This window comes from Fructobacillus sp. ChS1-6f1-1-27 (assembly GCF_059579415.1).
In genome coordinates, this window is the sequence record NZ_JCAOER010000008.1 from 35,705 (window position 1) to 58,278 (window position 22,574).

At 45.9% G+C, this 22,574-nt stretch carries 10 protein-coding genes, 1 other RNA gene and 1 pseudogene; 5 read left to right on the top strand and 7 right to left on the bottom strand.

Going from position 1 to position 22,574, the window contains the following annotated elements:
- Nucleotides 1–13 precede the first annotated feature (13 nt).
- From AC5162_RS04935 to recU, 6 genes and pseudogenes are all read right to left on the bottom strand, one after another.
- Nucleotides 14–11,326, bottom strand: a complete 11,313-nt coding sequence (locus AC5162_RS04935; RefSeq protein WP_496534146.1) for a DUF1542 domain-containing protein — start codon at nucleotides 11,324–11,326, stop codon at nucleotides 14–16.
- A 244-nt stretch (nucleotides 11,327–11,570) separates the two neighbouring features.
- Nucleotides 11,571–13,055, bottom strand: a complete 1,485-nt coding sequence (locus AC5162_RS04940) for an ABC transporter substrate-binding protein/permease (protein WP_496534147.1) — start codon at nucleotides 13,053–13,055, stop codon at nucleotides 11,571–11,573.
- A 158-nt stretch (nucleotides 13,056–13,213) separates the two neighbouring features.
- An RNA gene (gene rnpB, locus AC5162_RS04945) (RNase P RNA component class B) lies at nucleotides 13,214–13,577 on the bottom strand.
- Nucleotides 13,578–13,612: 35 nt separating this feature from the next.
- Nucleotides 13,613–14,023, bottom strand: a complete 411-nt coding sequence (locus AC5162_RS04950) for a DivIVA domain-containing protein (RefSeq protein ID WP_496534148.1) — start codon at nucleotides 14,021–14,023, stop codon at nucleotides 13,613–13,615.
- Between the two features lie 132 nt (nucleotides 14,024–14,155).
- Complete coding sequence (locus AC5162_RS04955; protein WP_496534149.1) at nucleotides 14,156–14,710, bottom strand: SLOG family protein; 555 nt, start codon at nucleotides 14,708–14,710, stop codon at nucleotides 14,156–14,158.
- 113 nt (nucleotides 14,711–14,823) lie between these two features.
- Nucleotides 14,824–15,435, bottom strand: a pseudogene (recU, locus tag AC5162_RS04960) (Holliday junction resolvase RecU); the annotation flags it as partial.
- A 139-nt stretch (nucleotides 15,436–15,574) separates the two neighbouring features.
- Here recU and AC5162_RS04965 point away from each other — a divergent pair.
- Nucleotides 15,575–16,609, top strand: coding sequence for a branched-chain amino acid aminotransferase (locus tag AC5162_RS04965; protein WP_496534150.1), 1,035 nt, complete (start codon nucleotides 15,575–15,577; stop codon nucleotides 16,607–16,609).
- A gap of 186 nt (nucleotides 16,610–16,795) precedes the next feature.
- Nucleotides 16,796–18,781, top strand: a complete 1,986-nt coding sequence (locus tag AC5162_RS04970; protein ID WP_496534151.1) for a hypothetical protein — start codon at nucleotides 16,796–16,798, stop codon at nucleotides 18,779–18,781.
- 46 nt (nucleotides 18,782–18,827) lie between these two features.
- On the opposite strand, the gene AC5162_RS04975 is transcribed toward AC5162_RS04970, so the two are convergent.
- Nucleotides 18,828–19,406 (bottom strand): PBECR4 domain-containing protein, encoded by a 579-nt coding sequence (locus AC5162_RS04975; protein ID WP_496534152.1) that lies wholly within the window; start codon nucleotides 19,404–19,406, stop codon nucleotides 18,828–18,830.
- Nucleotides 19,407–19,766: 360 nt separating this feature from the next.
- On the opposite strand from AC5162_RS04975, the gene AC5162_RS04980 reads away from it, so the two are divergent.
- The 3 genes from AC5162_RS04980 (at nucleotide 19,767) to AC5162_RS04990 (ending at nucleotide 22,459) form a co-directional block, all read left to right on the top strand.
- Nucleotides 19,767–20,300 (top strand): HdeD family acid-resistance protein, encoded by a 534-nt coding sequence (locus AC5162_RS04980; RefSeq protein WP_496534153.1) that lies wholly within the window; start codon nucleotides 19,767–19,769, stop codon nucleotides 20,298–20,300.
- Between the two features lie 127 nt (nucleotides 20,301–20,427).
- Nucleotides 20,428–21,216 (top strand): glutamate 5-kinase, encoded by a 789-nt coding sequence (gene proB / locus AC5162_RS04985; protein ID WP_496534154.1) that lies wholly within the window; start codon nucleotides 20,428–20,430, stop codon nucleotides 21,214–21,216.
- A 1-nt stretch (nucleotide 21,217) separates the two neighbouring features.
- Complete coding sequence (locus tag AC5162_RS04990) at nucleotides 21,218–22,459, top strand: glutamate-5-semialdehyde dehydrogenase (protein ID WP_496534155.1); 1,242 nt, start codon at nucleotides 21,218–21,220, stop codon at nucleotides 22,457–22,459.
- Nucleotides 22,460–22,574: the final 115 nt, after the last annotated feature.

Consider the following 22,574-nt stretch of genomic DNA (forward strand, 5'->3'; position numbering starts at 1 on the left):
AAGTCATTATCACTTATTTTTCGTCATCATGCTTCTTTTTTTTACCACGGGCAAAGAAGAGGGCAAAGGCACCAACAACCCCAGCTCCAAGGACATCTAAGCCAGTCTTGATGGCTGTTGCAGCTTTTGGCTTAGTCTTAGTAGTCCCACTATTGGCACTTTCTTGGTCAGAACTATCACCAGTGGTGGCCAACTCAACATCTGAATTAGCGTTCTGATTTGAATTAGTTGTTGAATCAGACTGACTCGAACCAGTCATTGGATTTGCTTCAACCGAGCCATCACCGGCAGTGGCAGCCAGATTGGTGGTGATACCAGCATTGCCACTTCGGTTACTTGTTGTGCTTGCTTGGGCTGCAGAATCGGTATTCACAACTGAATCAGTTTGACTTGCCGGATTATTTGCCTTTCCAGCAACCTCCTGGTCAACCTGGGTCTGAACATTTTGCTTCTCAGATGCCCAGTCAGTCAAAGCCGACACAACGCCATCAGCATCTTGGGCCACATTAGTAGCCTGCTTGGCCTGACTGGCAGCCTGGTCAATTGCTGCCTTGTGAGTAGCCTTTTGGCCATCTGATAGGCTTGAGTTTCCATCAATTGCATTCTTAGCAGCCTGAGCCTGTTGGTCAATTGCTTGCTTTGCCTGGTTCTTTTGATCAGTCAAGGAGCTAATTCCAGACTTATCCTTAGCCCCATTCAAAGCTTGGTCAAAGTTACTTCCGGTTCCTGCAGGAGCACTTGCTCCCGGTAAGGTTGTCGCCTGGTCAACCGCCAACTTAGCGGCGTCCTTAGCGGCATCAACCTTATCTATCCGGTCAGCCTTCTCCCCAGCTGTCAAATCAGGGTCAGCCTGAATGGTATCCTTGGCCTTTTGAGCAGCGTCCTCAATTTCTTGACGGCTGGTTTCTTTATGGTCATGCAAACCAGCAATAGTAGTCTGGCCGTCACTTTGTCCTTGACGAACTCCATCAGTGGTCGTTGCCTGGTTAATTACCTTCTTAGCCTCTGAACCAGCCTGGTCCAATGCTTCTTTTTGAACTGACTTTTCATGATCAGTCAATGAAGCATTTTGGTCAACTTGCCCCTTCGCCTGGTTAATTGCCTCATCAATTGCTTGGTGGGCTGCCTGCTTATGGTTAGTCAAACCTTTAATGTTTTCCAAACCAGCCTGAGCTGCTTGGTTAATTGCTTCTGCCGTTTTGGCCTGGTTAACCGCCTGTTTAGCAGCCTGACCAGCCTGGTCTAAGGCAGCTATTTGTTCAACCTTATCTTGGTCAGTCAAAGCATTATTCTGTTCAACTTGAACCTTACCATCTTTAACTGCCTGATCAATTGCTTGGTGGGCTGTATTCTTAGCATCCCCAAGACCGGCAATCTGCTTGGTCCCAGAATCTTTAGACTGGTCGATACCAGCTAGAGTGCTGGCCTGGTCAACCTGTTTTTTGGCCTCTTCGGCGTTCTTGTCAATGGCCGCTTTATGGTCGGCTTTGGCCTGGTCATCCAAGTTGGCGTTTTGGTCAACTTCTTGCTTGGCATTGTCGGCCGCTTGGTCAATTTCTTGGTAAGCCTGGTCTTTTTTGCCATTCATTTCTGCCAAATCACTTTGGCCCTGACTAGTGGCATCCTTTATGGCGCCACTATTTCTAGCCTGGTCAATTTCAGACTTGGCTTGGTTGGCGGCTTCATCAATCGCCTGCTTGCGGTCGTCTTTAGCAGACTGTGGCAAGCGGTCATCTTGGTCAATCTGACCCTTGGCTGCTTCAGCCGCCTGGTCAATTGCTTGGTAACCATTTTGCTTTTGCTGGGTCAAGTCATTAATAACCTTCAAGCCATCCTGGACGGCCTGACTAACACCAGCACTGTCCTTAGCCTGGTCGACTGCTTTTTTAGCATCCTGGCCAGCTTGGTCAAGGACAGTCTTTTGAGCGTCCTTAGCTGGTTGATTCAACCGGTCATCTTGGTCAATGGCCTTTTTAGCATCAGCAACTGCTTGGTCAATCGCCAAGTAACCATCTTCCTTGCTAGTTCCTAGACCAGCAATATGATCTTGACCAGCATCCTTGGCTTGGTCAACATCATTAGTGGTTGTGGCCTGGTCAACCTGGTTTTTGGCATTTTCTGCACTTTGGTCAATCGCTGCTTTATGACTTTCTTTTGCCTGGTCATCCAAATTAACGTTTTCATCCACGGCCTTCTTAGCCGCTTCAGCTGCTTGGTCAATGGCCTGGTAGGCTTCATCCTTCTTGTCACTTAAGCCAGCTAAATTGTCCTGACCGGCCGCTTCAGCAGCGGTAATACCAGCTTGGTTCTTAGCCTGATCAATCTGTTGTTTAGTCTGGTTAGCTGCTTCATCAATCGCAGCCTTTTGAGCTGCTTTAGCAGCATCTGTCAAGGAAGAATTTTGGTCAACTTGTTTTTTAGCCTGACTAGCTGCCTCGTCAACTTTATCTCGAGCAGCATCCTTACCAGCACTTAAACCGTTAAGGTTGTTAACCGCCTGGTCTTTAGCCTGGTTAATCCCATCAGCAGTGCTTGCCTGATCAATCTTTTCTTTCGCCTGGTCAAAGACATCATCAACAGCCTTCTTTTGGGTTGCTTTTTCGCTGTCCGATAGCGATGAATTTTGATCAATGACATCTTTAGCCTGACTTGCAGCTTGGTCAACTTGAGCCTTAGCGGAACTTTGCTGGTCATCAATGGCTGTTCCATTATTCGGACTACTGTGGTCAGCTAGTTCCTTTTCAAAGTCAGAACCATCAGTCACAACTGCCTTGGCTTGGTCGGCTGAAGTAGCGGCATCAACGGCTGTTTTTGCGGCAGCCTTAGCAGCATCCACCTTATTCAGCAAGTCCTGCTTTTCACCAGCAGATAACTTATCATTTTGCTTAATAGCTTCTTCAGCCTTAGCAGCCTGGCTATCAATTTCTTGCCGAACACCTTGCTTGGCATTATCCAAACCTTGGATAGTTTCAACCCCATCTTGTGAACTTTGGTTAATCCCATCCGCTGTCTTTTGCTGGTCAATCACCTGCTTAGCATTTTCAGCCGCTTGGTCGATTGCCGCCTTTTGGCTAGCCTTTTCGTCATCCGTTAACTTTGTATTTTGGTCAACGGCAGTTTTCGCATCATTAACTGCTTGGTCAATTAAGGGCTTAGCCTGTCCTTGTTGGTCACTAACGTCTTTGACGTTTTCTAACGAGGTGTTGGCAGTAATAGCAGTGCTTAAGTCGGCATTATTGGTGGCTTGATTGGCACCATCGACCGAATCAGCTTGGTTAAGCTGGTCTAAAGCCTTTTCATAGGCTGTTTGAATAGCCTGGGCCCGGTCATTTTTTTCAGCCTCAGTCAAGGCATTATACTTGCTATCATGAGCCAACTGGTCCAAAGCAGTCGCTGCTTCATTTGCTAAGCTAGCTCGGCCACTTTCCTTGGCTTTTGCTAAGTCAGCAAAATTGCTTTCGACTGCAGCCGTTGCCTGCTTAATTCCTTCAGCCTGAGTCAAACTGTCAATTTGATCCTTAGCAGCCTGAGCTAAGCGGTCAATTGCAGCCTGCTGGTCCTTAATTTCACCGGTAGTCAAAACGTCTGGCTTTTGAGCTGACTGACTATCGCCCTGGGCCTGACTAGCGATTGTTTCCTTGGCCTTAGCAGCTGCCTCATCAATCGTAGCCTTGGCTTGGGCCTTTTGGTCAGACAAGGTAGTTGTTGGCTTAGTTGCCGGATCTGAAATAGCCGTTGCTAAGCCAGTATCCGTGGTCAAATCTGTGACTGTTTCAATTGACGATGCCTGGTTCACACCAGCAAAGGCCTGGTCGAGAGCCTGGTCAATTTGACCTTTCCGACTTGCCTTTTCTGCATCCGTTAATTCGGCATTACCATCAATTTGGTCCTTAGCTTGCTGGGCCATTTGGTTAAAGTGCTCACGGGCACCATCCTTAGCGGCGGTTAAACCAGCTAATTCCCTTTGCCCAGCAGCCAAGGCAGCCACCGTCTCATCAGCAGTTGTCGCAGAACCAACCGCATCAACCGCGGCCTGTCGAGCTGTTTCAATGGCAGCCTTTTGCGTGGCTTTATCAGCCTCTGATAGGTCAGTCCGGTCAGAAATCTCCTGACTAGCCTTTTCAGCTGCCTGGTTCAAAGCAGTGGTAGCCGCACTTTTCCGGTCAACTAATGACTGGTAACCATCAGCAGATTGAGCATCCAAAATGACCTGGGCCAAGTTCACATCTTGACCAGCTGCCGTTGCCCCAGCAATGGTGCTTTGTTGGTTAACATTCGCCAAAGCCTGGTCCCGAGCTTTTTCGATTTTTTCAACCCGTGAATTACGTTCATCAGTCGTCAAATGTTGGTTATCTTGCAGGTCTGAAATTGCCTTTTCTGCCTGGTCTTTAACCGTTGCTTGAGCGTCTAATTGGGCCGCACTTAAGTTATTAACCTGGTCCAATCCATTGTCTAAGGCTGCCTGGATTCCATCAGCAGTCGTTTGTTGCCCAAGGGCAGTCTTGGCTGTTTCAGCAGCAGCATCCAAAGCTGCCTTCATCGCTTTCTTGGTACTATCGTCAGCTTGGTCAGCTGAGTATGCATCTACTAGTTCTTTGGCAGCAGCCAAAGCTTGGTCGATACTTTCACGACCACCTTGTTTCTGCTGGTCAATGGAATCGACTTTTTCAATCTGGTCTTGAACACTAGCCAAACCATTTTGGAAATCATCAAGACCTGCACTCTTAGCCGAACTTGCATCTGTGACTTCATTGACAGCTTGCTTAGCGGCAGAAAGAGCAGATTCAACTTCATCCAACAAGGCATCTTTACCGTCTTGGGTTAACTGGTCACTTTTGTTGATTTGGTCCCGTTGGTTATTTGCTGCATTCTCCAACGAAGCAATCGCAGCCTTCTTGGCGTCGTTAAGTCCTTGTAAGTTCTCAATTCCACTTTGACGACTAGTATCAACATCATCAGCATTTGTTTGACGGTCAATTGCTTGTTTAGCCTGGTCGGCTGCCTGGTCAATCGCCGCACCTTGTTCAGCTCGGTCATCATCAGACAAGTTTATTAGGCCGTTTTTGGCAGCACTAGCGGCCATATCAACCGCTTGCTTAGCCTGGTCCTTTTGACTATCCAAGCTAGCAAAACCACTTTGACTACCAGCAATGGCTTGGTCTAAGGCAACATTTTTACCAGCAGCGGTAGTACCACTAACCGTCGTTGCCTGGTTAACCCCATCCAAGGCGGTCTCATAAGCAGTCTGGAGGTCTTTTACTCGGTTAGCTTTTTCATTGGCTGTCAAAGCATCGTTTGCTTGGACAGCCGCCATAGCAGCACCAGTCTGGTCGGCCAAAGACTGCCGGGCACTTTCTTTAGCCCCGGCTAAGCCAGCCAATTCTTGGCTGGCACTGACCTGGTTTTCCACCAAAGTGTCGGCATTGACTGAATTAGCGAGCAAGTTCTTGGCTGCTTGACCAGCCTTTTCAATTGCCGCCTTTTGGGCCTCTTTTTCAGAAACCGTCAAAGCCTTTGAATCATTAGCATTGGCTTGATTTGAGAAAGCACTTGGTTGGCTATCAACAGCGGCCTTCAAACCAGCAACTTGGTCATCGATTGCTTGCTCTGCTGCCTTGATTTGATCATCCAATGACACAAAGGCACTTGTATCAGCGGCCTGATCCAAGGTTGAAACGTCAATTTTTGCTAAGTCACTAACCTGACTCGTTTCCTCAACTTTTTGGTTAATCGTAGACAAGGCCTGGTCAATTGCCTGCTTTTGACTAATCTTTTGCTGACTAGTCATACCCGTATTTTGGTCAACCTGGTTTTTAGCCTGGTTAGCCGTTTCGGTTAATTGATCTTTAACCTGGTTTTGTTCTTTAATTAAGTTTTCTAAGTTGGTCAACCCAGCCGAAACGCCCGCACTAACCCCATCGGCATTTTTAGCGTTATCAATGGCAGCACTAGCACTGTCGGCGGCCTGTTGTAAAGCGGCCTTTTGGCTATCAGACAAAGTTGAATCAGCTAACTGCTTCGTCAGTTCGTCGGCAATTTGGTTCTTTGCATCTGACTTCTGCTCAGCCAAAGTCATTGTTGGATCAGCATTAGCAGCATTAATTGCTTCTTTCAAAGCTAAATCAGCTTGCAAGGCATTGACCTGTTCAACTGTTGTCGCCTGGTTAATTTGCTTCAAAACATTAGCATAGGTATCCTTAACATTTTGAACTAGCTGGTTGGCTTCGGCTTGACTCCAGCCAGTCGCTGGGTTCTTCGCCTTATTAACAGCCGCCAAAGCTTGGGCAGCCAAATCCGTTAATGCCTGCTTTTTAGCTGGCGTTAACTGGTCAAGAGCAGCCTTAGCATTCACCAAAGCTTCTTCTAGTTCCTCGGCAGTGGTGGCCTGACTCAAACTATTATCAATCAAGTCTTGAATGGCTTGGTCAATCGCCCTTTGTTGAATCGTTCGCTCGGCCTTCGTCAAGGCACTATTTTGGTTAATACCAGGTACCGTGGCAATTGGCAACTGGGCTACCCCGGGCTTCAAGGTATTATTGGCATATTCTTCCAAGGCCAATTGGACTAGTTGCTTCTTTTGGTCCAAGGTCGTAAAGGAAGTGCCCAAGATTTCATTAATTTGGCCGTTCAAACTATCGAGATTTTTACCATCTGTAATTGCATCGCGGCCTGTTTCTTCTGCCAATGACTTTTCAGCGGCTGCCAAGGCTAATGTAATCTTTGCCAACTGGTTTGCTTTTTCGTCCGCTGACAAATTTACATCATTATTAACCTGGTCTGTAGCCTTCTGAGCCATTTGCTCCATCAAGCCACGAACAGTCCACTTATCTTCAGTAATGCCATCCAAATAAGCCAAGGCGTCAGCCGCAACATCGGCGATATCCTGAGCCTGGTCTTTTTGGTTGATGGCGGCAATTGCCGCATCCCTGGCATCTGTAATAATTTTAGCCTGGGTAGCTTTTTCTTCGGCAGTTAACTTCGACTGTTTGACCGTCGTTTGGTCGTCAGTACCTGAATCAGCTAAACCGGCCCCAGATTCAAGGTCATCCAAACTATCCAGTTCAAACTGGGCTTGGTTATTAATCAAGTCGATGGCGTTTTGCCGGACATCTGCCAAAGAAGTATGGACCTTAGACTTATCGATAGCGTCTTGTAAGGCATCGTTTTCACTATTGTCATCAACGCCCGCCAAGGTTGTTTGCTGGTCAATCAGCTTCAAGGCAGCTGCCAGAGCGCCGTTAATCGCCCCTGTCTTTTCAGCAAGTTCATCAGCTGGCATATCAGCCGCAGCCTTTTGCAAATTAGCCAAGGCTTCATTAGCTCTTTGAGTCAAATCATCTCGGGCAGCCTGCTTGGCACCGGTTAAGTTTTCGAGTAGGGTTTCTTGTTCCGTTAACAAGTCTTCAATTTCTTGGGCAGAACTAGCCCCTGAAATTGCTGCCCAACCGTTTTGGTAAACACTATTAAAGGCGTCCTTTTCAGCCTGACTAGCATTATCAGCTGGCTTGATTCCCTCAGCCTGGCTGGTTGCTTCATATTGCGCTAAGGCAGCCTTCATCCGGTCAGCAAAGCTTTGCTCAGCGGCCATAGTGGCCTGGGCCAACTTATTATCAAAGTCAGTTCGGTTTTGACTACCAGCAGCACCAGCAGCCGTTGCCTCACCTGCTGTTCTTTGCTGGTCAATTTGAGCCAAGGCCTCTGCCAAAGCTTGCTGGATAGCCCGGTTCCGCTCAACTTTTTCAGACTCTAAGTAGTCTTGGCTGTTATTAATAGCAGCCTGGGCCTGCTTGGCTTGGTCTGTGAAATATGTTCTTGCAGCACTTTTGGCATCATAGAGGCCATCAATGGTTGCAACCCCCTCTTCCTTGGCCCCTTCCAGTGGGCTAGCAGAACTATTAGCTTGTTCAATATTATATTTAGCCTGGGTCGCAGCATCATCGACTGCTTGCTTTTGGTTAATCTTAGCAGCCGCTGACAAGGAAGAATCGCCGTCAATTTTAGCCTTGGCTGCCTTGGCCGCGTCATCAACTGCAGCTTTCGCGTCTTGCACCTGCTGTGACAATTCTGCTACATCCGAAACATTTAACTGTTCTGCAATCACGTCAGAAAGGTGCTGGTTGGTTGCCCCGTTTTGAGCATCCTCTAGGGTTTGTGTTTCGTCAACTTCTGACTGAGCATCCCCCAAAGCAGCTAAGATTGAAGCAATTCGAGCAGCCTTCTCAGTTTCTTGGAGCTTATTGATTTGATTAATCTGGTCGATTGCTGCTTGAGCCTGGGCCCGCAAAGCTTCCTTCGACTGGTTTTGCTTTTCAGTCAAGTTTTGAATGGTATTCAAACCATCTTGATAAGCGGCTTCAATTGTCTTAGCAGTTGATTGCCCCTTCATATTGGCAATCGCTGCCTCAGCAGCATTTTCAAGGGCCTTCGTTTGAGCTGCTTTAACCTGGTCAGAGGCCGTCGAGTTGTTAATAGCAGTCTTGCCATCAATCAAAGCAGCCTGCATCGCCTTTTCATTTTGAGCAATCCGTGCCGAATTGTCATTAATACCTGACAAAGTAGCCTTAATCGTCCGGTTTAACTCGTCATTATCGGCAGCTAATTGAACCTCTTCGACACTAATCTTAGCGTCCAATTGGTTAACGGCCTTAATATAAGCCGCTTCAATCTTTTGCACCCGGGCAGCAATTTCACTATCCGTCAAAGCCGTTGAGGCTTCTAGCTGAGCAATTGCGTCTTGGGCTGTCTTTTGTAAACTAGCCCGACTACTTGCCTTAGCCGCTGATAACTGGTTCAAGAGGTCTAATTCTTTCTTGAAGCTACCGCCAACAATGGTGTTCTTTAATTCCTTCTTTCCCTTAACAAAGAGGTCCTTATTCTTATCGTTTTTAATCTCATTCAAAGCACGTCGGTAAATCGTCTCAATTGCTTCAATTTGAGCCAGCTTTTCACCCTTGGTCAAGGCCCCATCATTAGCAGATGATTGTGAAGTAGCCGTTGGGTGGGCGTTCACTTCGGCGATTGCAGCATCCCGGGCCTTTTGAATTTGATCCAAAAATTGCCGGCGCTGGTTATTGATCTTACCAGCCCATTTGTTCTTATTTAAGTTTTCAATTGCTTGGTTTAATTCCGCACTTTCACTTGGAATATTGTCCAAGGAAGTAGCCGAATCAATCGCAGCATTGGCATTGTTAATGGCTGTATCCAAGGCCTTGTATAAGCTGTCTTGGGATAGCATCTTCTTTCGGTCTTTGCTAGTGTTGGCATCCAAAATGTCATAACCCAGCAACTTAGCAGTGTCAGCCAATACTGCCCGAGCATTTTCCTTCTTTTCGTGGATTTTATCCAAGGTATAGGTAGCTTCTTCCGCTACTTGGCTGATACTATCGACGTCACTAGCCGCAGCAATTTGCTGGTAAGCCGCAGCAGCAATTGCCTTAACCGCTGTAATCTGGTTATCACGGTCAGTCGTGTCACTGTTACCCTTAGAATCAGTCGTTACCAAAGTATCATCTTGGTTGATGTCCTTTAAGGCCTTTGCCAGCATTTGCTCTACATCGGCCTTAGCTGCAGCCCGAGCAGTCGCCAAATCGACCATACCAGTCTTAGCATCCTGGTCAAGGCTATCAATGGCTGTCTTTCGCTGGCTAATGACCATATCAGCAGTGGTTGCCTGGGCAACCTGGGCAATATACTTAGCCCCGTTGATTTCAACCGTTTTCTTGTTCTTAGCCTTTTGGGCTGAGGTCAACGTCTTGTCCGAGTCAATTTCTCGGATTAAACGGTCGACTTCGTTTTGGATATCTGTTCTAGCAGCAGTTTGACGGTCAGCCACAGACTGGCCATCTTTAATTTGCTCGGCAAATAACGGTGTCAAATTCTCAATTTGACTAGCCGTGTCAATTTCTTCATTACTGTGCTGACCATTACGAATATTTTCCTTCTGGTCAGCCACAATCTGGTCAATCGCCACAAACCGTTCTTGCCGGTCTGCTGCTGACAAAGTTGGATTAGCTGCGACACTAGCCTTTGCTAACCGGGCTGCCTCTGTAATAGCAGCGTCAAAGTCCGCATAACGAGTCTCTAAGGTCACCTCATGGTGAGCACCGTCTAAGGTTTCCTTACCACTGACCAAACTATTCACAATCGCCTGGGCATTTTGCTTTGCAACTTGGTCTAACTGGGCGTTAACTTGGCTAACCAATTTGGCCAAATTAGCCTTCTGCTTAGTTTTATCGTTTTTAGTCAGTGATGAATCGTTATCAATGGCTGCTGTAATTTTGTCAGCATAAAGAGCCAGTTCCGCCTTAGCAGCCTGGTTGCGGTCAGACAGACTGGTCCCGTCGTCACTTGTTCCCAAAGTATTCATAGTTGTCAAAAACTTTGAACCAATTTGTTCTACATTGGCCCGGGTATAGACTTGGTTAATTTGGTCAATGGCCGAGTTGTACTGGCTTTCCAACTGCGTCTTTCGGACAGATTTTTCAGCATCCGTCAAAGTCTTGAAGCCATCAACACTCTTCTTCATGTCAATCAACTTTTGCTTTAACTGACCGGCTGTTGCTAATTTGGCAGCCTTCGAGCTACCAACTTCATTGGACCGGTCGGACATATCACTCTTTAATTTTTCAGAGTAAATAAAGGGGTTATCATCCTCCAGACCAAAAAGGCGCATATTAAAGAAACCACTACCAAAAGCGCCATTGGAACTGTCATTAACACCGGTCTTTAACTCAGTGTCATCACCCAAGTACGCATAGAGTTCCTGACCAGCTTGGAACTTATACTCAATCACCTGGCTAGCAGATCCCTTGGAAATACCAACAGTCCGACGACCCGAGCTATTTTCACTGTAATCCCCCGGGGTTACCCAACGTAAATAAACGTTACTAATCTTGCTAGTCGTAGTGAAGTTAAAAGTGGTTGTTCCCTGAATCATTTGCATCTTCAACTTCGAACCATCCAAGTAAACAAAGACATTTTTGACTTGAATGTTGACGGTGCCTTTGTCATTGACTAGGGCATTATATTTAGTTGGAAGGTCCTTGTAGGCACCAACCCGGGCGTCTTCAATGCTATCAAAGGTAAAATAAGCCGCTGAACTGTTGGCAGAAACTGGGTTCCCGTTGATATCAAAGGCGACTCGACCAGTATTTAAGGCCGCTTCAGCCGCCGAAACCTTGTGGGTCCCAATCCCGGTTTCCGTTTCATCCATATCATCGATCATGGCCATCCCGCCAGTGACCGTAAAGGCTGTCAGCGCAGCAAAAAGCCAGGTTTTACCAGCCTTATACATCTTGTACCGTTGTTTTGTCATTTTTGCGTCCATCAGTTGGGCCTCCAGACAATCTATTCTAAATACTCTTTGTAATTATTGTATCATATATTACATAAATTACACCAAAATAATCATATTTATTGTTATTCGTATTTATAATGACTTTAATGACAAATAAAAGTAGATATTTTGTCAAAATCGTTCATTTGGTCAAGACCACTTTGACCTCTCAATTCCAAACAAAAAAAGCCACTACAATCCGAAGTGGCTTTCATTTGATAGAAATTATAAAATTTTAGTTCCGACCCATCCGCCGTTCGGCAAAACCAAGCAAGCGTGAAATTGTAAAGGTCAAAACGAAGTAAATCAGTGAGGCAATTACCAGTGGCATAAATGGTTCGAAGGAAGCCCCTTGAACAACGCCTGTTTCATACATCAATTCGCCAACACCAATCACAGAGATGACGGAACCTTCCTTAATGACGGAAACAAACTCGTTTCCAAGGGCCGGCAAAATCGTCCGCACAGCCTGTGGCAAGATGACTAAGCGCATCGTCTTTCCGTGGGTAAAGCCAAGTGACCGGGCCGCTTCCATTTGCCCATCATCAACCGATTCAATCCCAGACCGAATGATTTCGGCCACATAGGCTGCCGAGTTCAAGCCCATTGCCAGTGACCCAGCAACAAAGGCTGACAAATGCAAGCCAATTGCCTGAGTTCCGAAGAAGACCATAAAGGCTTGAACCAAAAGTGGCGTTCCTCGAACGTATTCAACATACACATTCCCCATCACTCGGAAGATCAAGAGTGATGACAACTTGAGCAAAGCCAAAATGGTTCCCAGCGTGGTCCCAATCAAAACCCCAATCACGGCCAAAGCCAAAGTAATCCAGGTCCCTTCGATAAAGTAATGACCATACTTTTGCCAATAAGTCTTATCCTTAGAAGCAAACATTTGTTTTTGAGCCTTGGACTTCCAACTATCGAATTGGCCGTTAGTTGTTACCTTACTAATAACAGTATTAACTTGGGCTAGTAAGGCCGGTGAATTCTTCGGTACCGCTACCGCTGAAGCACCAGTAGTATCACCAGTAAACTTCGGCGTCACAACGGCAAACTTCGAGTTCTGCTTAGCATAAGCATCGGCGATTGTCTTTTCAGCAACCACTCCAGAAATCACACCCTGGGAAAGTTGTGAAATCAAGTTTGGATACTTTTGCAAAGAAACCACGGAAGCACCAGGAATACTCTTAGCAACCGTTTCTTGAATGGTTTGGGTTTGAGCCCCAACCTTTTGGCCGTTAAAGGCTGACAGAGAGTTGTACTTATCCTTGTCCTTCTTTAGAACAATCATCGTTTCTGGTGACCGCAAGTAGACCTTTGAAAAGTCAACTTGCGTTTCCCGCTCAGGGGTTGCCGTCATTCCAGAGGCAATCATGTCGACTTTGCCAGTCTTCAAAGCCCCTAGCAGGGCGTCAAAGCCCATGTCGTCAACCTTTAATTTCACGCCAAGTTGCTTGGCAATTGCCTTGGCTAAGGAAACATCAAAACCAACGATTTCATCTTTGCCATTGACTTGGGTGTGAAATTCATAAGGGGCGTAATCGGCTGACAGACCTACTGTCAGCACCCCGTTTTTCTTAATTCGAGTTAGTGTCGGATCAGTATCCGAGGCGTTAGCTTGGTTAGTAACAGCCAAGGCTGAAGAAAGCACTAGCGGAACGGCAATAAAGGCCAATCCCACCCAGGCCATTAATTTTTTCGTGATTTTTTCTAACATTGTCAAATCCTCTACGATTTTTCATTGGAACATGAAGAAATCCCCCAACAGAGATTTTCCCATGGTTGGCCAGCACCTGGCCAAACAGCAACCTTTATTTTACCAATAAATGACCAATAAAAAAAGCCCACACAAAGTGTGAGCCCCCTGAAGCAGATACCTGTAGGCCATGTTTTGTTCCAGTATTAAGCAGGGACTTAACACCTTCAGTAATCATCTATCTAAGCTTACGCCATACCGACCATCATTTCAGTTCACTAGGTCAGCCGCCCCTACCAAAGTTTGGGTTGCCCGCTTGTGGGGTTTACCTCGTCTCAAACCTTTTACTTTCATAAAAGGATACGTTTCTATGGCACTTTCAGACCTATTATGACATAGCAAAGCCTTAGCCAATTCAGTCGCCGTCGTGTTTTACACGCCTGGGTTTATTTTTTATCCCAGCACAGTCACTACAACCATCACAGGTTGTGCGAGCATGGACCTTCCTCACATGAGAAGTATCATGCGCAATTACTCAGTATCTGCAATTGCTAGTTACCTAGCATTTATATTATACCTTAGTTAGTACCATTATCGGAACCAAAAACTGCTCGTTCCAAGTTAGCAACGCGCTTGATCAAGTCCAAGTTTGTTGTTTGTGCTGGTTCTTCAGCCTTAACAGGTTCTGGTTCAGGTTCTGGTTCAACCACTGGCGCAGCAGGTTGTGCTGGGGCAACTGGTTGAGCAGCGGCCATCGATGCTGGTTGGGCATCACGGACTGCCAATTCTTCTTGGGCAGCCTTCAAAGCAGTTTGCAATTGAGAAACTTGTCCTTGCAATTCTTCGATTCGCTTAGTGAAGACACCATAGTCAGCGATGATACCATCCAAGAAGTCATCAACGTCGGTTGGGTCATAACCAACACCAACACGCTTTTGCTTGAAAACGCGGTCGTAAATATCTTTTTGAGTATATTGTACTTGTGCCAAAAGAACACTCCTTTGAATTCCTTATTTGATTATATCAATAATATCAGAGTAAAAAAGCAATAGCAAGCAACTACCACAAAATCAATAAATTTTCTACTAATTTTGAAAAATTCCCGAAAATTTAATTCGGATTTAATCTGACAATGATTCTTGGTAGTCGTTGGCAAATTCCTGCAAATCGTCCATACTAACCGTCTTTAAGGGGTATGGCGACTGATTTTTAAAATTTTCAACCGCCTGGTAATCATACTGAGTCTTGCCCGGGTAGTCCGGGTCATAGACCATCACCGCGCCATCCGTATGGCCCAGGATAAAGTCCTGGTACTGGCGGAGCTGAAAAGGTCCCTGATATTCTTCTTGGTGGACTTCCGCACAAAAATCAACTTTAGCTTTTAAAGAAGCCAACCTAGTTTGACTAGCCTCCTGCCATTGAGAGCCAAAGTGGGCAAAGGGAAGGAGCATCCCCACCTTTAAGTCTGGGTAGTCTGCCTTCATGTCCAAGGCGACTTCGGCCACCCAGTTTTCAACACCTAACTGGCCACCGGTAATCACCCATTCAAGGCCAAGGTCCAGTTGTTCTTCCAGGCTCTTCTTTAAGGCATACTTCAAAACTTTAACTTTGGGGTCCGTTTCCTTAAAGACACCCAGCTCATAAGTCCGGTACCCCGTTACCCAGATCCGGCTCATGGCTTTTTCCCACCCTTAATCGATTGGCTATGGCCCTGGTTTTGGTCTATATTTGGGTTGGCTCGCAACCGCCTGGCGTCATCAGTTGATTGGCCTAAGCGTTTCCCCGCTGCCAAGTCTGCCAAATAAAGGTCAACAGCCTTCAGGTAATCTAAGCTTGGCGTCAAGGACGGTTCCACCAAGTAGCCCTTTTCAACCACCTGCTGGTATGGCAATGACCGGTGGCCATCTAAGACCTGCCAGTCTTGGACCAGGTCTGGAGCTGGGTACAAGTAGGTTTCATCTAAAACGGTAAATTTAATTAAGAAGAAACCAACCCCACCCTGTGAGACAATGTTGGCCAGGTGGCGAACCTGGTGCTCGTGGATATTTTTCATCGGAAAGGAAGTCTTATTCTTCGTTTCCTTGGCATCAAAGTCAATGTACTTGCCCTGGTAGACCCCGTTGTAATCGGTCGTAGATGGCTGCTGGAAGTAAGCTTCGGTAATTTTAGCCGCTGACCGAGCCGGATAGTCAACGTTTACAATCGTGACCGGGGTTGGCTTTTTATAGATTACAGCCAAGTGGTCGGCCAGGTAATACTGGTTGGCATCATTAATTTCGGATTCCAGGCCCATCCCCCGCCGACCAAAGAGCAGACCCTTTTTGGTGGTCTTGCCAGTCTTAACCTGGTTTTTCACTTGATTGGCATCACCGCGAACGCCCTTGGGATAATTGACCATCAACTCGGCTCCTCTCGAAATTGCTAATTTCATTTTACCATAGGATCTTGCTGGTCCAATCTGTCATTTTTGAGAAAACTCTTGACAAATTCTCATTTTATTCTAATATAAGAGCAAGCGTTTAAGAAAAGGGGTACAGACAATGACAAAAGCAAATGCAAAAGAACTTGATTATGAAAACCTCGGTTTCCAGTACCGAGAATTGCCCTACCGCTATAAGGCCGAATACCATGACGGCCATTGGCAGGCTGGCGAGCTAACTGAAGACGCCACGATTAGCCTGAGTGAATCAGCGGTCGTCTTGCACTACGGTCAAGAAGTCTTTGAAGGTTTGAAGGCTTACCGCCGCCAAGATGGTGGTGTCAATATTTTCCGTCCTGACCGCAATGCCAAACGAATGGCCAACTCAGCTAAGCGCTTGTTGATGGCACCTTTTCCAGAAGATGAATTCGTGAAGGCGGTCAAAGAAGTCGTCAAGGCCAACCAGGACTTTATTCCACCATATGAATCAGGTGGGTCACTTTACCTTCGTCCCCTTTTAATTTCAACTAGTCCAGAAATTGGTGTCCACCCCGGTCAAGACTTTCTCTTTACCGTCTTTGCCATGCCAGTTGGCGCCTACTATCCAGGTGGTTTGACACCAACTGCCTTTGTCACCTCTGAATTTGACCGGGCTGCTCATGGCGGAACTGGTCAGGCTAAGGTTGGTGGAAACTACGCCGCCTCAATGTTGCCCGGTGACAATGCCCACCAGGCTGGCTTCTCGGATGTGGTCTACTTGGACCCACGAGAACACGAATACATTGAAGAGCTTGGTTCTGCCAACTTCTTTGGTATTACCAAAGACGGCCAATTTAAAACACCAAAATCACCATCAATTTTGCCATCCGTTACCAAGTACTCTTTGCTAGCATTGGCTGAGGAAATGGGAATGAACCCGGTTGAAACCTCAATTTCAATCCACGACTTGGACCAGTTTGCTGAAGCTGGTGCGATGGGAACCGCAGCCGTTATTTCACCGGTTGGGTCGATTACCCACGCTGGTAACAAGCACGTCTTTTATTCTGAAACCGAAGTGGGCCCTAAGACCAAGGCCTTGTACGACCGCTTAATTGCCATCCAGTATGGTGACCAAAAAGGGCCTGAAGGCTGGGTCCAAGATGTGCCATTGAAGTAGTCGGTCAGTTTCCAAAACCTCCAATTTTTAACAACTTACAAAACAAATTTGGCTAACAATTTGAAACTGTTAGTCTTTTTTTGCATTGAAGGCATGACGGTCATTCCAAAAAGTAGTAAAATAGTCACTACAGTTTTCTTTCATATAAGAGATAAAACAAAAACTTTTTACCCGAGTAGGAAAATCATGTTTAAAAAATATTACCCATCCTTCTTACCTGCTGTTTTGATGGTTGTTTTAATCCTTGGTATTATCGCCAATTCTTCCGGCTTCCCCGAGGCCGTTTTAGCATTCTTTGTCGGCGCCTTGTTATTGGTGGTCGCCTTAGTGGTGGCAAAACCAATTAACCAGCTCCAAGTAAAGCATGTTAAAAGGATTGTTGGTACTGGCCTAGTGGTCATGGTGGCCATCCAGGTCTTTATCCTGGTGACCATGCCACAAACTGTCTACCACGACCCTTACCGGATTTTGTCACAGGCTGACCAGATTGCCACTGGGCATACTGGTTGGAATTCAACTTACTTCTGGCGCTACCCCAACAACGTGCCAATTGCTTATTTGCTATCCATTTGGTTAAAGCTCACCCACTTGATTGGCTTTAATACGAACTTGGCAGTCTACGCCTTGTCAATTTTAACCCTAGACTCTTTTATCTTTTTGATTTTAAAGACCGTCTGGCAGTTAAACCGGCGCAATAGTACTTTAATTGCCGCCTTTCTCTTCTTCGCCTTTACCCCCTTTGCCTATACTTACTACCTGCAAGTCTTTTACTCCGACTTGCCATCAATGCTCGTTTTGCTAGTAATTATGCGTAGCCTCTGGCACTGGCATAACGGCAACCAGGCCAAAAAAGTCTGGCGTGGAATTGGCTTAGTGATTACAGTTTTAGCGGGAATGCTCTTAAAGCCTAACTTAGTTGTTTTGCTGCCTGCTTTAGTCTTATTCTTTATTATTTTAGGCTTCAAGCGGCAAATCAAGCCCGCTAAGTTACTGGTTCCAGTTGTCCTAATCCTAGTTGGTTTTGGCCTGAACTTCCCAGCCACGAAGGCAATTGATCACATTACCGACTACCACCGCAAAACCCAGTATGAATTTCCAACCACTCACTGGATGTTGATGGGTGTCAATATCAAGTACTATGGGACTTATGCCGATGATGATGTCGCTACTGACATCAAGTTGCCGACAAAAGAGGCTCGGACAACCTACGACACCAAGGAAATTAAAAAGCGAGTTGCTAACTTAGGTCCTAGCGGTCTGTTAGAACTTTGGTCAATTAAGACCGGTGCCCTCTTAGATACAAGGAACATGCAAGTCTGGTATAACGGCGGCTATCGGACAGCACCTTTCTGGTACCAAAAGCACATGGCTCTTTGGCAAAACTTAACTGCCTTGACCTTTGCGGCTGCCTCGATTGCCTTTTGGCTCTTATTGATGTTCCGCTTGTGGGGTTGGCGAGCCAACCTGGCTGATCCAAAAGAGCGAATTGCCCTCCTAGCCATTATCACCACTTTGGCCTACATTTCCTTCCACGTTTTGCTCTGGGAAGTTGAGGCCCGCTATGGCCAACTCGTGATTCCATTACTCTGGTTTACCTTGGCAGCTCTGCCAATCCCTGAAACAAACGCTAATCCGGCTAAAATTCGCCGGATTGTCGGCCCAATTGCAGCAGTGCTTGCTTTGATGACCGCCGTTGGAACAGCCCGTTACCTAGCCCACAATCAAAAGGAAGACGATATTGTTGCCGTCCAGGGTTCCCAACTTTCAACCCAGTACGACCCTAAGCCGTTTACCTTAAAAGCTGGCGGCGATTTGAAACAAAAGGTTCACCTAAACTACCGGGCCAATTACTTTGCCGTTCAAGTTCGTGCCAAAGTGAACGTCAGCGTTTGGGTGAAAAACACCAAGACCGGTGAGACAGTTGCCCTCCCTCATTCATACGATGATATTTACCGGATTAAGCACCACTACTTCCGCCCCGGTACTTACCAAATTATTATTAAAAATGAGACCAACACGGGACAAGCCGTCGATGTCGTTCACAACGAACGCTACCGCTTAGCTGAATACCCACTCTACATTAACAACAAAAGAGAAGACTACCAGTCTTTGATTTATACCGTTAAGTTCCAGGACCGGACTGATAAGAAGCCGGCCCCTTGGAATAAATAATTTAAAGTAACGAACAAGGCCACCTCCACAGGTGGCCTTGTTATATTTAGAAATATAATTGTATCTCTTGCTTGCTATTAACAGATTTCAGGGTGGCTATTTTATGCTGCACATATTTTTTCTTTCTGGTTGCAGCAATACTCATATTAGATAAAAAGCATTCGTGAGGATTGTTATTAAATTTCCTAGTAGCAAAGCAGACATCAACTCTATCGGACATTAATAAATGATCAAACTTCACATTACCATAGTTATCTTCTTCAGTAACGATAACATCCTCGTGAATTAAAAAATGAATATCTCGTAATCCATTTAATTTTTTATAAAAGAAATATCGGCCGGTCCGCTGAGACTGTTTTGAATGATTTACCAAAATCTTTGAAAAGCTAACATTTCCTTTCAGTACATGTTGCCAAAACATCTTAGCCCCTAAATCATAATGCACTCCCATTAAATGCTGAAATTGCTTAGGATGAAACTTTATATATAAAGTTATTTCACAATTTTCAATAAAGTACGTATAACATAAAATACGGTTTACAAAATGTAGATTAAAAAAATTTGCAGCAGCCTGCCATTCAGATAGAATTTTTATCCTATCAACTTTTTTAGCAAATAAAGTCATAGTTTTTCCTCAATAAAAAATTTATAAAAATGGGGAAATATGTATGCGGAAATTCTATAGGACAGGAGAGCCCTTGCCATCATGGCTTACCGAATATAGCCTCAGCACTGGCTGTGTCAGCGCCCAAAGTCTGACTAGAAGCTCCTTGGCTTTCCGCCGGCCCAGTCACCAAGTTACTAACTTAGTTACTAATAAATTACCACAAATTAATCAAAATGTAAATAAATCAGATATTATTTTAAAATATTAAACGAAAATCGATGAAAAGTCTCTTGATGTCAGTATATAGCAGTTCTAAAATTTCCCTTTCATTTCAAAAGTAAAAAGACTACAATAAAAGTAATCAGGAGGAAACAAAACATGGTTGATGAGTTATATAAGAAAATTCGCAGTGCTGTTGGTTTCGATGGCCTGCTTTCACTAGCAATTGGGCTTTTAATTATCTTTGTACCAGACCGGACTGCAAAGTTCGCGGCGGCCGTCATTGGTATTATCTTTATTGCAATCGGCTTAGTCCGGATTGCTGCAAGCTTTAAGCACAGTTCCAACGGTTGGGCCGGCTTTGGCCACCTATTGGTTGGCTTTTTGTACTTCGTTGCTGGAATCTTTATCCTCGGTGACTTGGGTATTGCCGCCGTTTCACTCTTCATCATGGTCGGAATCTTTATTGGTTTAACCTGGTTAGTTGAAGGAATTGTTTCTTTGGCAAACTTGTCTGGAACCCCCGGCAATAAGGGGTGGAATGCTTTCTTCTCAGTTGTCAGCTTCTTAGCTGGTCTCTCACTCCTCTTTGCCCCATTCTCTGGTGCGGCTTTCTTATGGACCTTAGCTGGTTATATGTTGGCCATCATCGGTATCTTGAAGGTTGTGCAATACTTCGGTATGAAAGATTAATAACAATAATCAAACGAATTTCAAAGGAGCTCTTAGAGCTCCTTTTTTGTATTTATTTTTAAAAGACTATCCCCTACATGACAGTTTTTTGCTATAATAAATTAAAATAATCTAAGGAAAAATCACTATGGCTGATTGGCAAAAAATTGTTGTTAAAGTTGGAACGAGTACAATTGTAAATTTAGACGGGCAAATTAACTACCCGGTCATTAACCGGCTCGCCCAAACTCTCAGTTCCCTGACCCAGGCTGGCCATCAGGTCCTCTTAGTTACTTCCGGTGCTATTGGCGTTGCCCTGGACCAAATGAACCTGGCCGAGCGACCCAAAGATATCCCAGACCAGCAGGCACTGGCTTCGATTGGCCAAGGCTATTTGATGTCAATCTACCACCAAAGTTTCGCCTTTTATAAGCAAACGGTCGGCCAACTTTTACTGACCTACGATGTCTTTGACAACCCGGCAATGCTGGAAAATACCACTAATGCCATCGAGACTTTATTTGAAAAAAAAGTCATCCCCATCATCAACGAAAACGATGTCATCGCCGTTGATGAATTAGACCACCAGCACTCTTTTGGTGACAACGACCGCTTAGCCGCCCTTGTCGCCCAGCAAATTCAAGCAGATGGTCTAATTATCTTAAGCGACGTCGATGCCCTCTACACAGCCAATCCTGCTTTGGACAAATCAGCCAAGCCCCTTCACCATGTCAGTACCATCACCGATGCAATTCGCTTAAGTGCCACAGGTTCGACCTCTGGGCTTGGAACTGGTGGCATGAGTACTAAGTTAGCAGCGGCAGAAACAATGCTTGAATCCGGCCGCAAGATGGCTTTAATCAATGGCGCCAACCCTGCCAATATCTTAGACGTGATCACCGGTCAAACAATCGGTACCCTCTTTCAAGGAAAATAATATGACAAGTTTAACTACAATTGGCAAACAAGCTAAAGAAGCCAGCTTCGCAGTCGCTGACCTAACAATTGAACAACGAAATGCCATTTTAATCGCCATGGCTAAAGCCCTCAAGGAAAACTGGCAATCAATCCAGGCCGCTAACCAAAAAGACCTCGAACGGGCCACCAACCTATCCGGCCCAATGCAAAACCGGCTAACCTTAGACCAAAGTGTCATTGCCGGGATTGCAGACTCACTGGCAGCCGTCGCTGACTTAAAAGACCCACTCGCTGGCCCCTATGAAAACTGGGAACATCCGACTGGGTTCAAAATCATTAAAAAGACCGTTCCATTAGGGGTAGTTGCCATGGTCTACGAGGCCCGGCCAAACGTCACAGTTGATGCCGCCGCTTTGACCATCAAGTCTGGTAATGCCGTCATCCTTCGTGGTGGTAAAGAGGCCATCCAATCAAATATTGCTTTGGCAGAGGTCTTACGGACTGTCTTAATCGACCAAGGGCTAAACCCTAATATCATCCAACTAATCCAAGATACCAGCCACAAATCAGTCAACGAACTCTTGAACATGCGCGACTACGTGGATGTCCTCATCCCCCGCGGGTCAGGGGCCTTCATTGACTTTGTCGTCCAAAATGCCACTGTTCCCGTGATTGAAACCGGGGCTGGCAATACCCACATCTTCGTTGACGATTCGGCCGACCAAGACCAGGCGATTAAGGTCATCTTGAACGCCAAAACGCAAAAGCCAGCTGTCTGCAATGCCGCCGAAAAGCTCTTAGTTCACGAAACGATTGCCCAGAACTTCTTGCCGAAAGTTGTAGCAGCTTTGACTTCAGCCGGCGTAGAACTCCGGGGTGATGAGGCTACCCGGGCCATTACTCCCTCTGTTTCATCTGCTAGCCCAGCTGACTGGGATACCGAGTATAATGACCTCATCATGGCCATCAAGGTTGTTTCAGACAATGACGAGGCGATCCAGTGGATCAACGCACATACCACCCACCATTCCGAGACAATCCTCAGTCAAACGGCTGACCACGTTGCCAAATTCATGAACAAAGTCGATGCTGCCGTCGTCTACCAAAACGCTTCTAGCCGGTTTACCGACGGCTTTGAATTTGGCTTTGGAGCCGAAATTGGCATTTCTACCCAAAAGCTCCACGCCCGTGGCCCAATGGGTCTACCCGCTCTCACGACGATTAAATATGAAGTCTTTGGTGACGGCCAGATACGAGAATAAATTGTATTAGCTATAAAAAAAGACCGTCCAATCAATTGATGACGTATACCCCAAAAACTAAAGTAAATATTTACTAGTTCGCTAAGCGGCTGGTTGCCGATATTCAATCGGTGAC

Excerpts from the sequence above, each read along its gene's own strand:
- AC5162_RS04935 (WP_496534146.1), bottom strand. The coding sequence starts at position 11,326 with ATGGACGCAAAAATGACAAAACAACGGTACAAGATGTATAAGGCTGGT.
- AC5162_RS04940 (WP_496534147.1), bottom strand. The coding sequence starts at position 13,055 with ATGTTAGAAAAAATCACGAAAAAATTAATGGCCTGGGTGGGATTGGCC.
- AC5162_RS04955 (WP_496534149.1), bottom strand. The coding sequence starts at position 14,710 with ATGAGCCGGATCTGGGTAACGGGGTACCGGACTTATGAGCTGGGTGTC.
- AC5162_RS04965 (WP_496534150.1), top strand. The coding sequence starts at position 15,575 with ATGACAAAAGCAAATGCAAAAGAACTTGATTATGAAAACCTCGGTTTC.
- AC5162_RS04970 (WP_496534151.1), top strand. The coding sequence starts at position 16,796 with ATGTTTAAAAAATATTACCCATCCTTCTTACCTGCTGTTTTGATGGTT.
- AC5162_RS04975 (WP_496534152.1), bottom strand. The coding sequence starts at position 19,406 with ATGACTTTATTTGCTAAAAAAGTTGATAGGATAAAAATTCTATCTGAA.
- AC5162_RS04980 (WP_496534153.1), top strand. The coding sequence starts at position 19,767 with ATGGTTGATGAGTTATATAAGAAAATTCGCAGTGCTGTTGGTTTCGAT.
- proB (WP_496534154.1), top strand. The coding sequence starts at position 20,428 with ATGGCTGATTGGCAAAAAATTGTTGTTAAAGTTGGAACGAGTACAATT.
- AC5162_RS04990 (WP_496534155.1), top strand. The coding sequence starts at position 21,218 with ATGACAAGTTTAACTACAATTGGCAAACAAGCTAAAGAAGCCAGCTTC.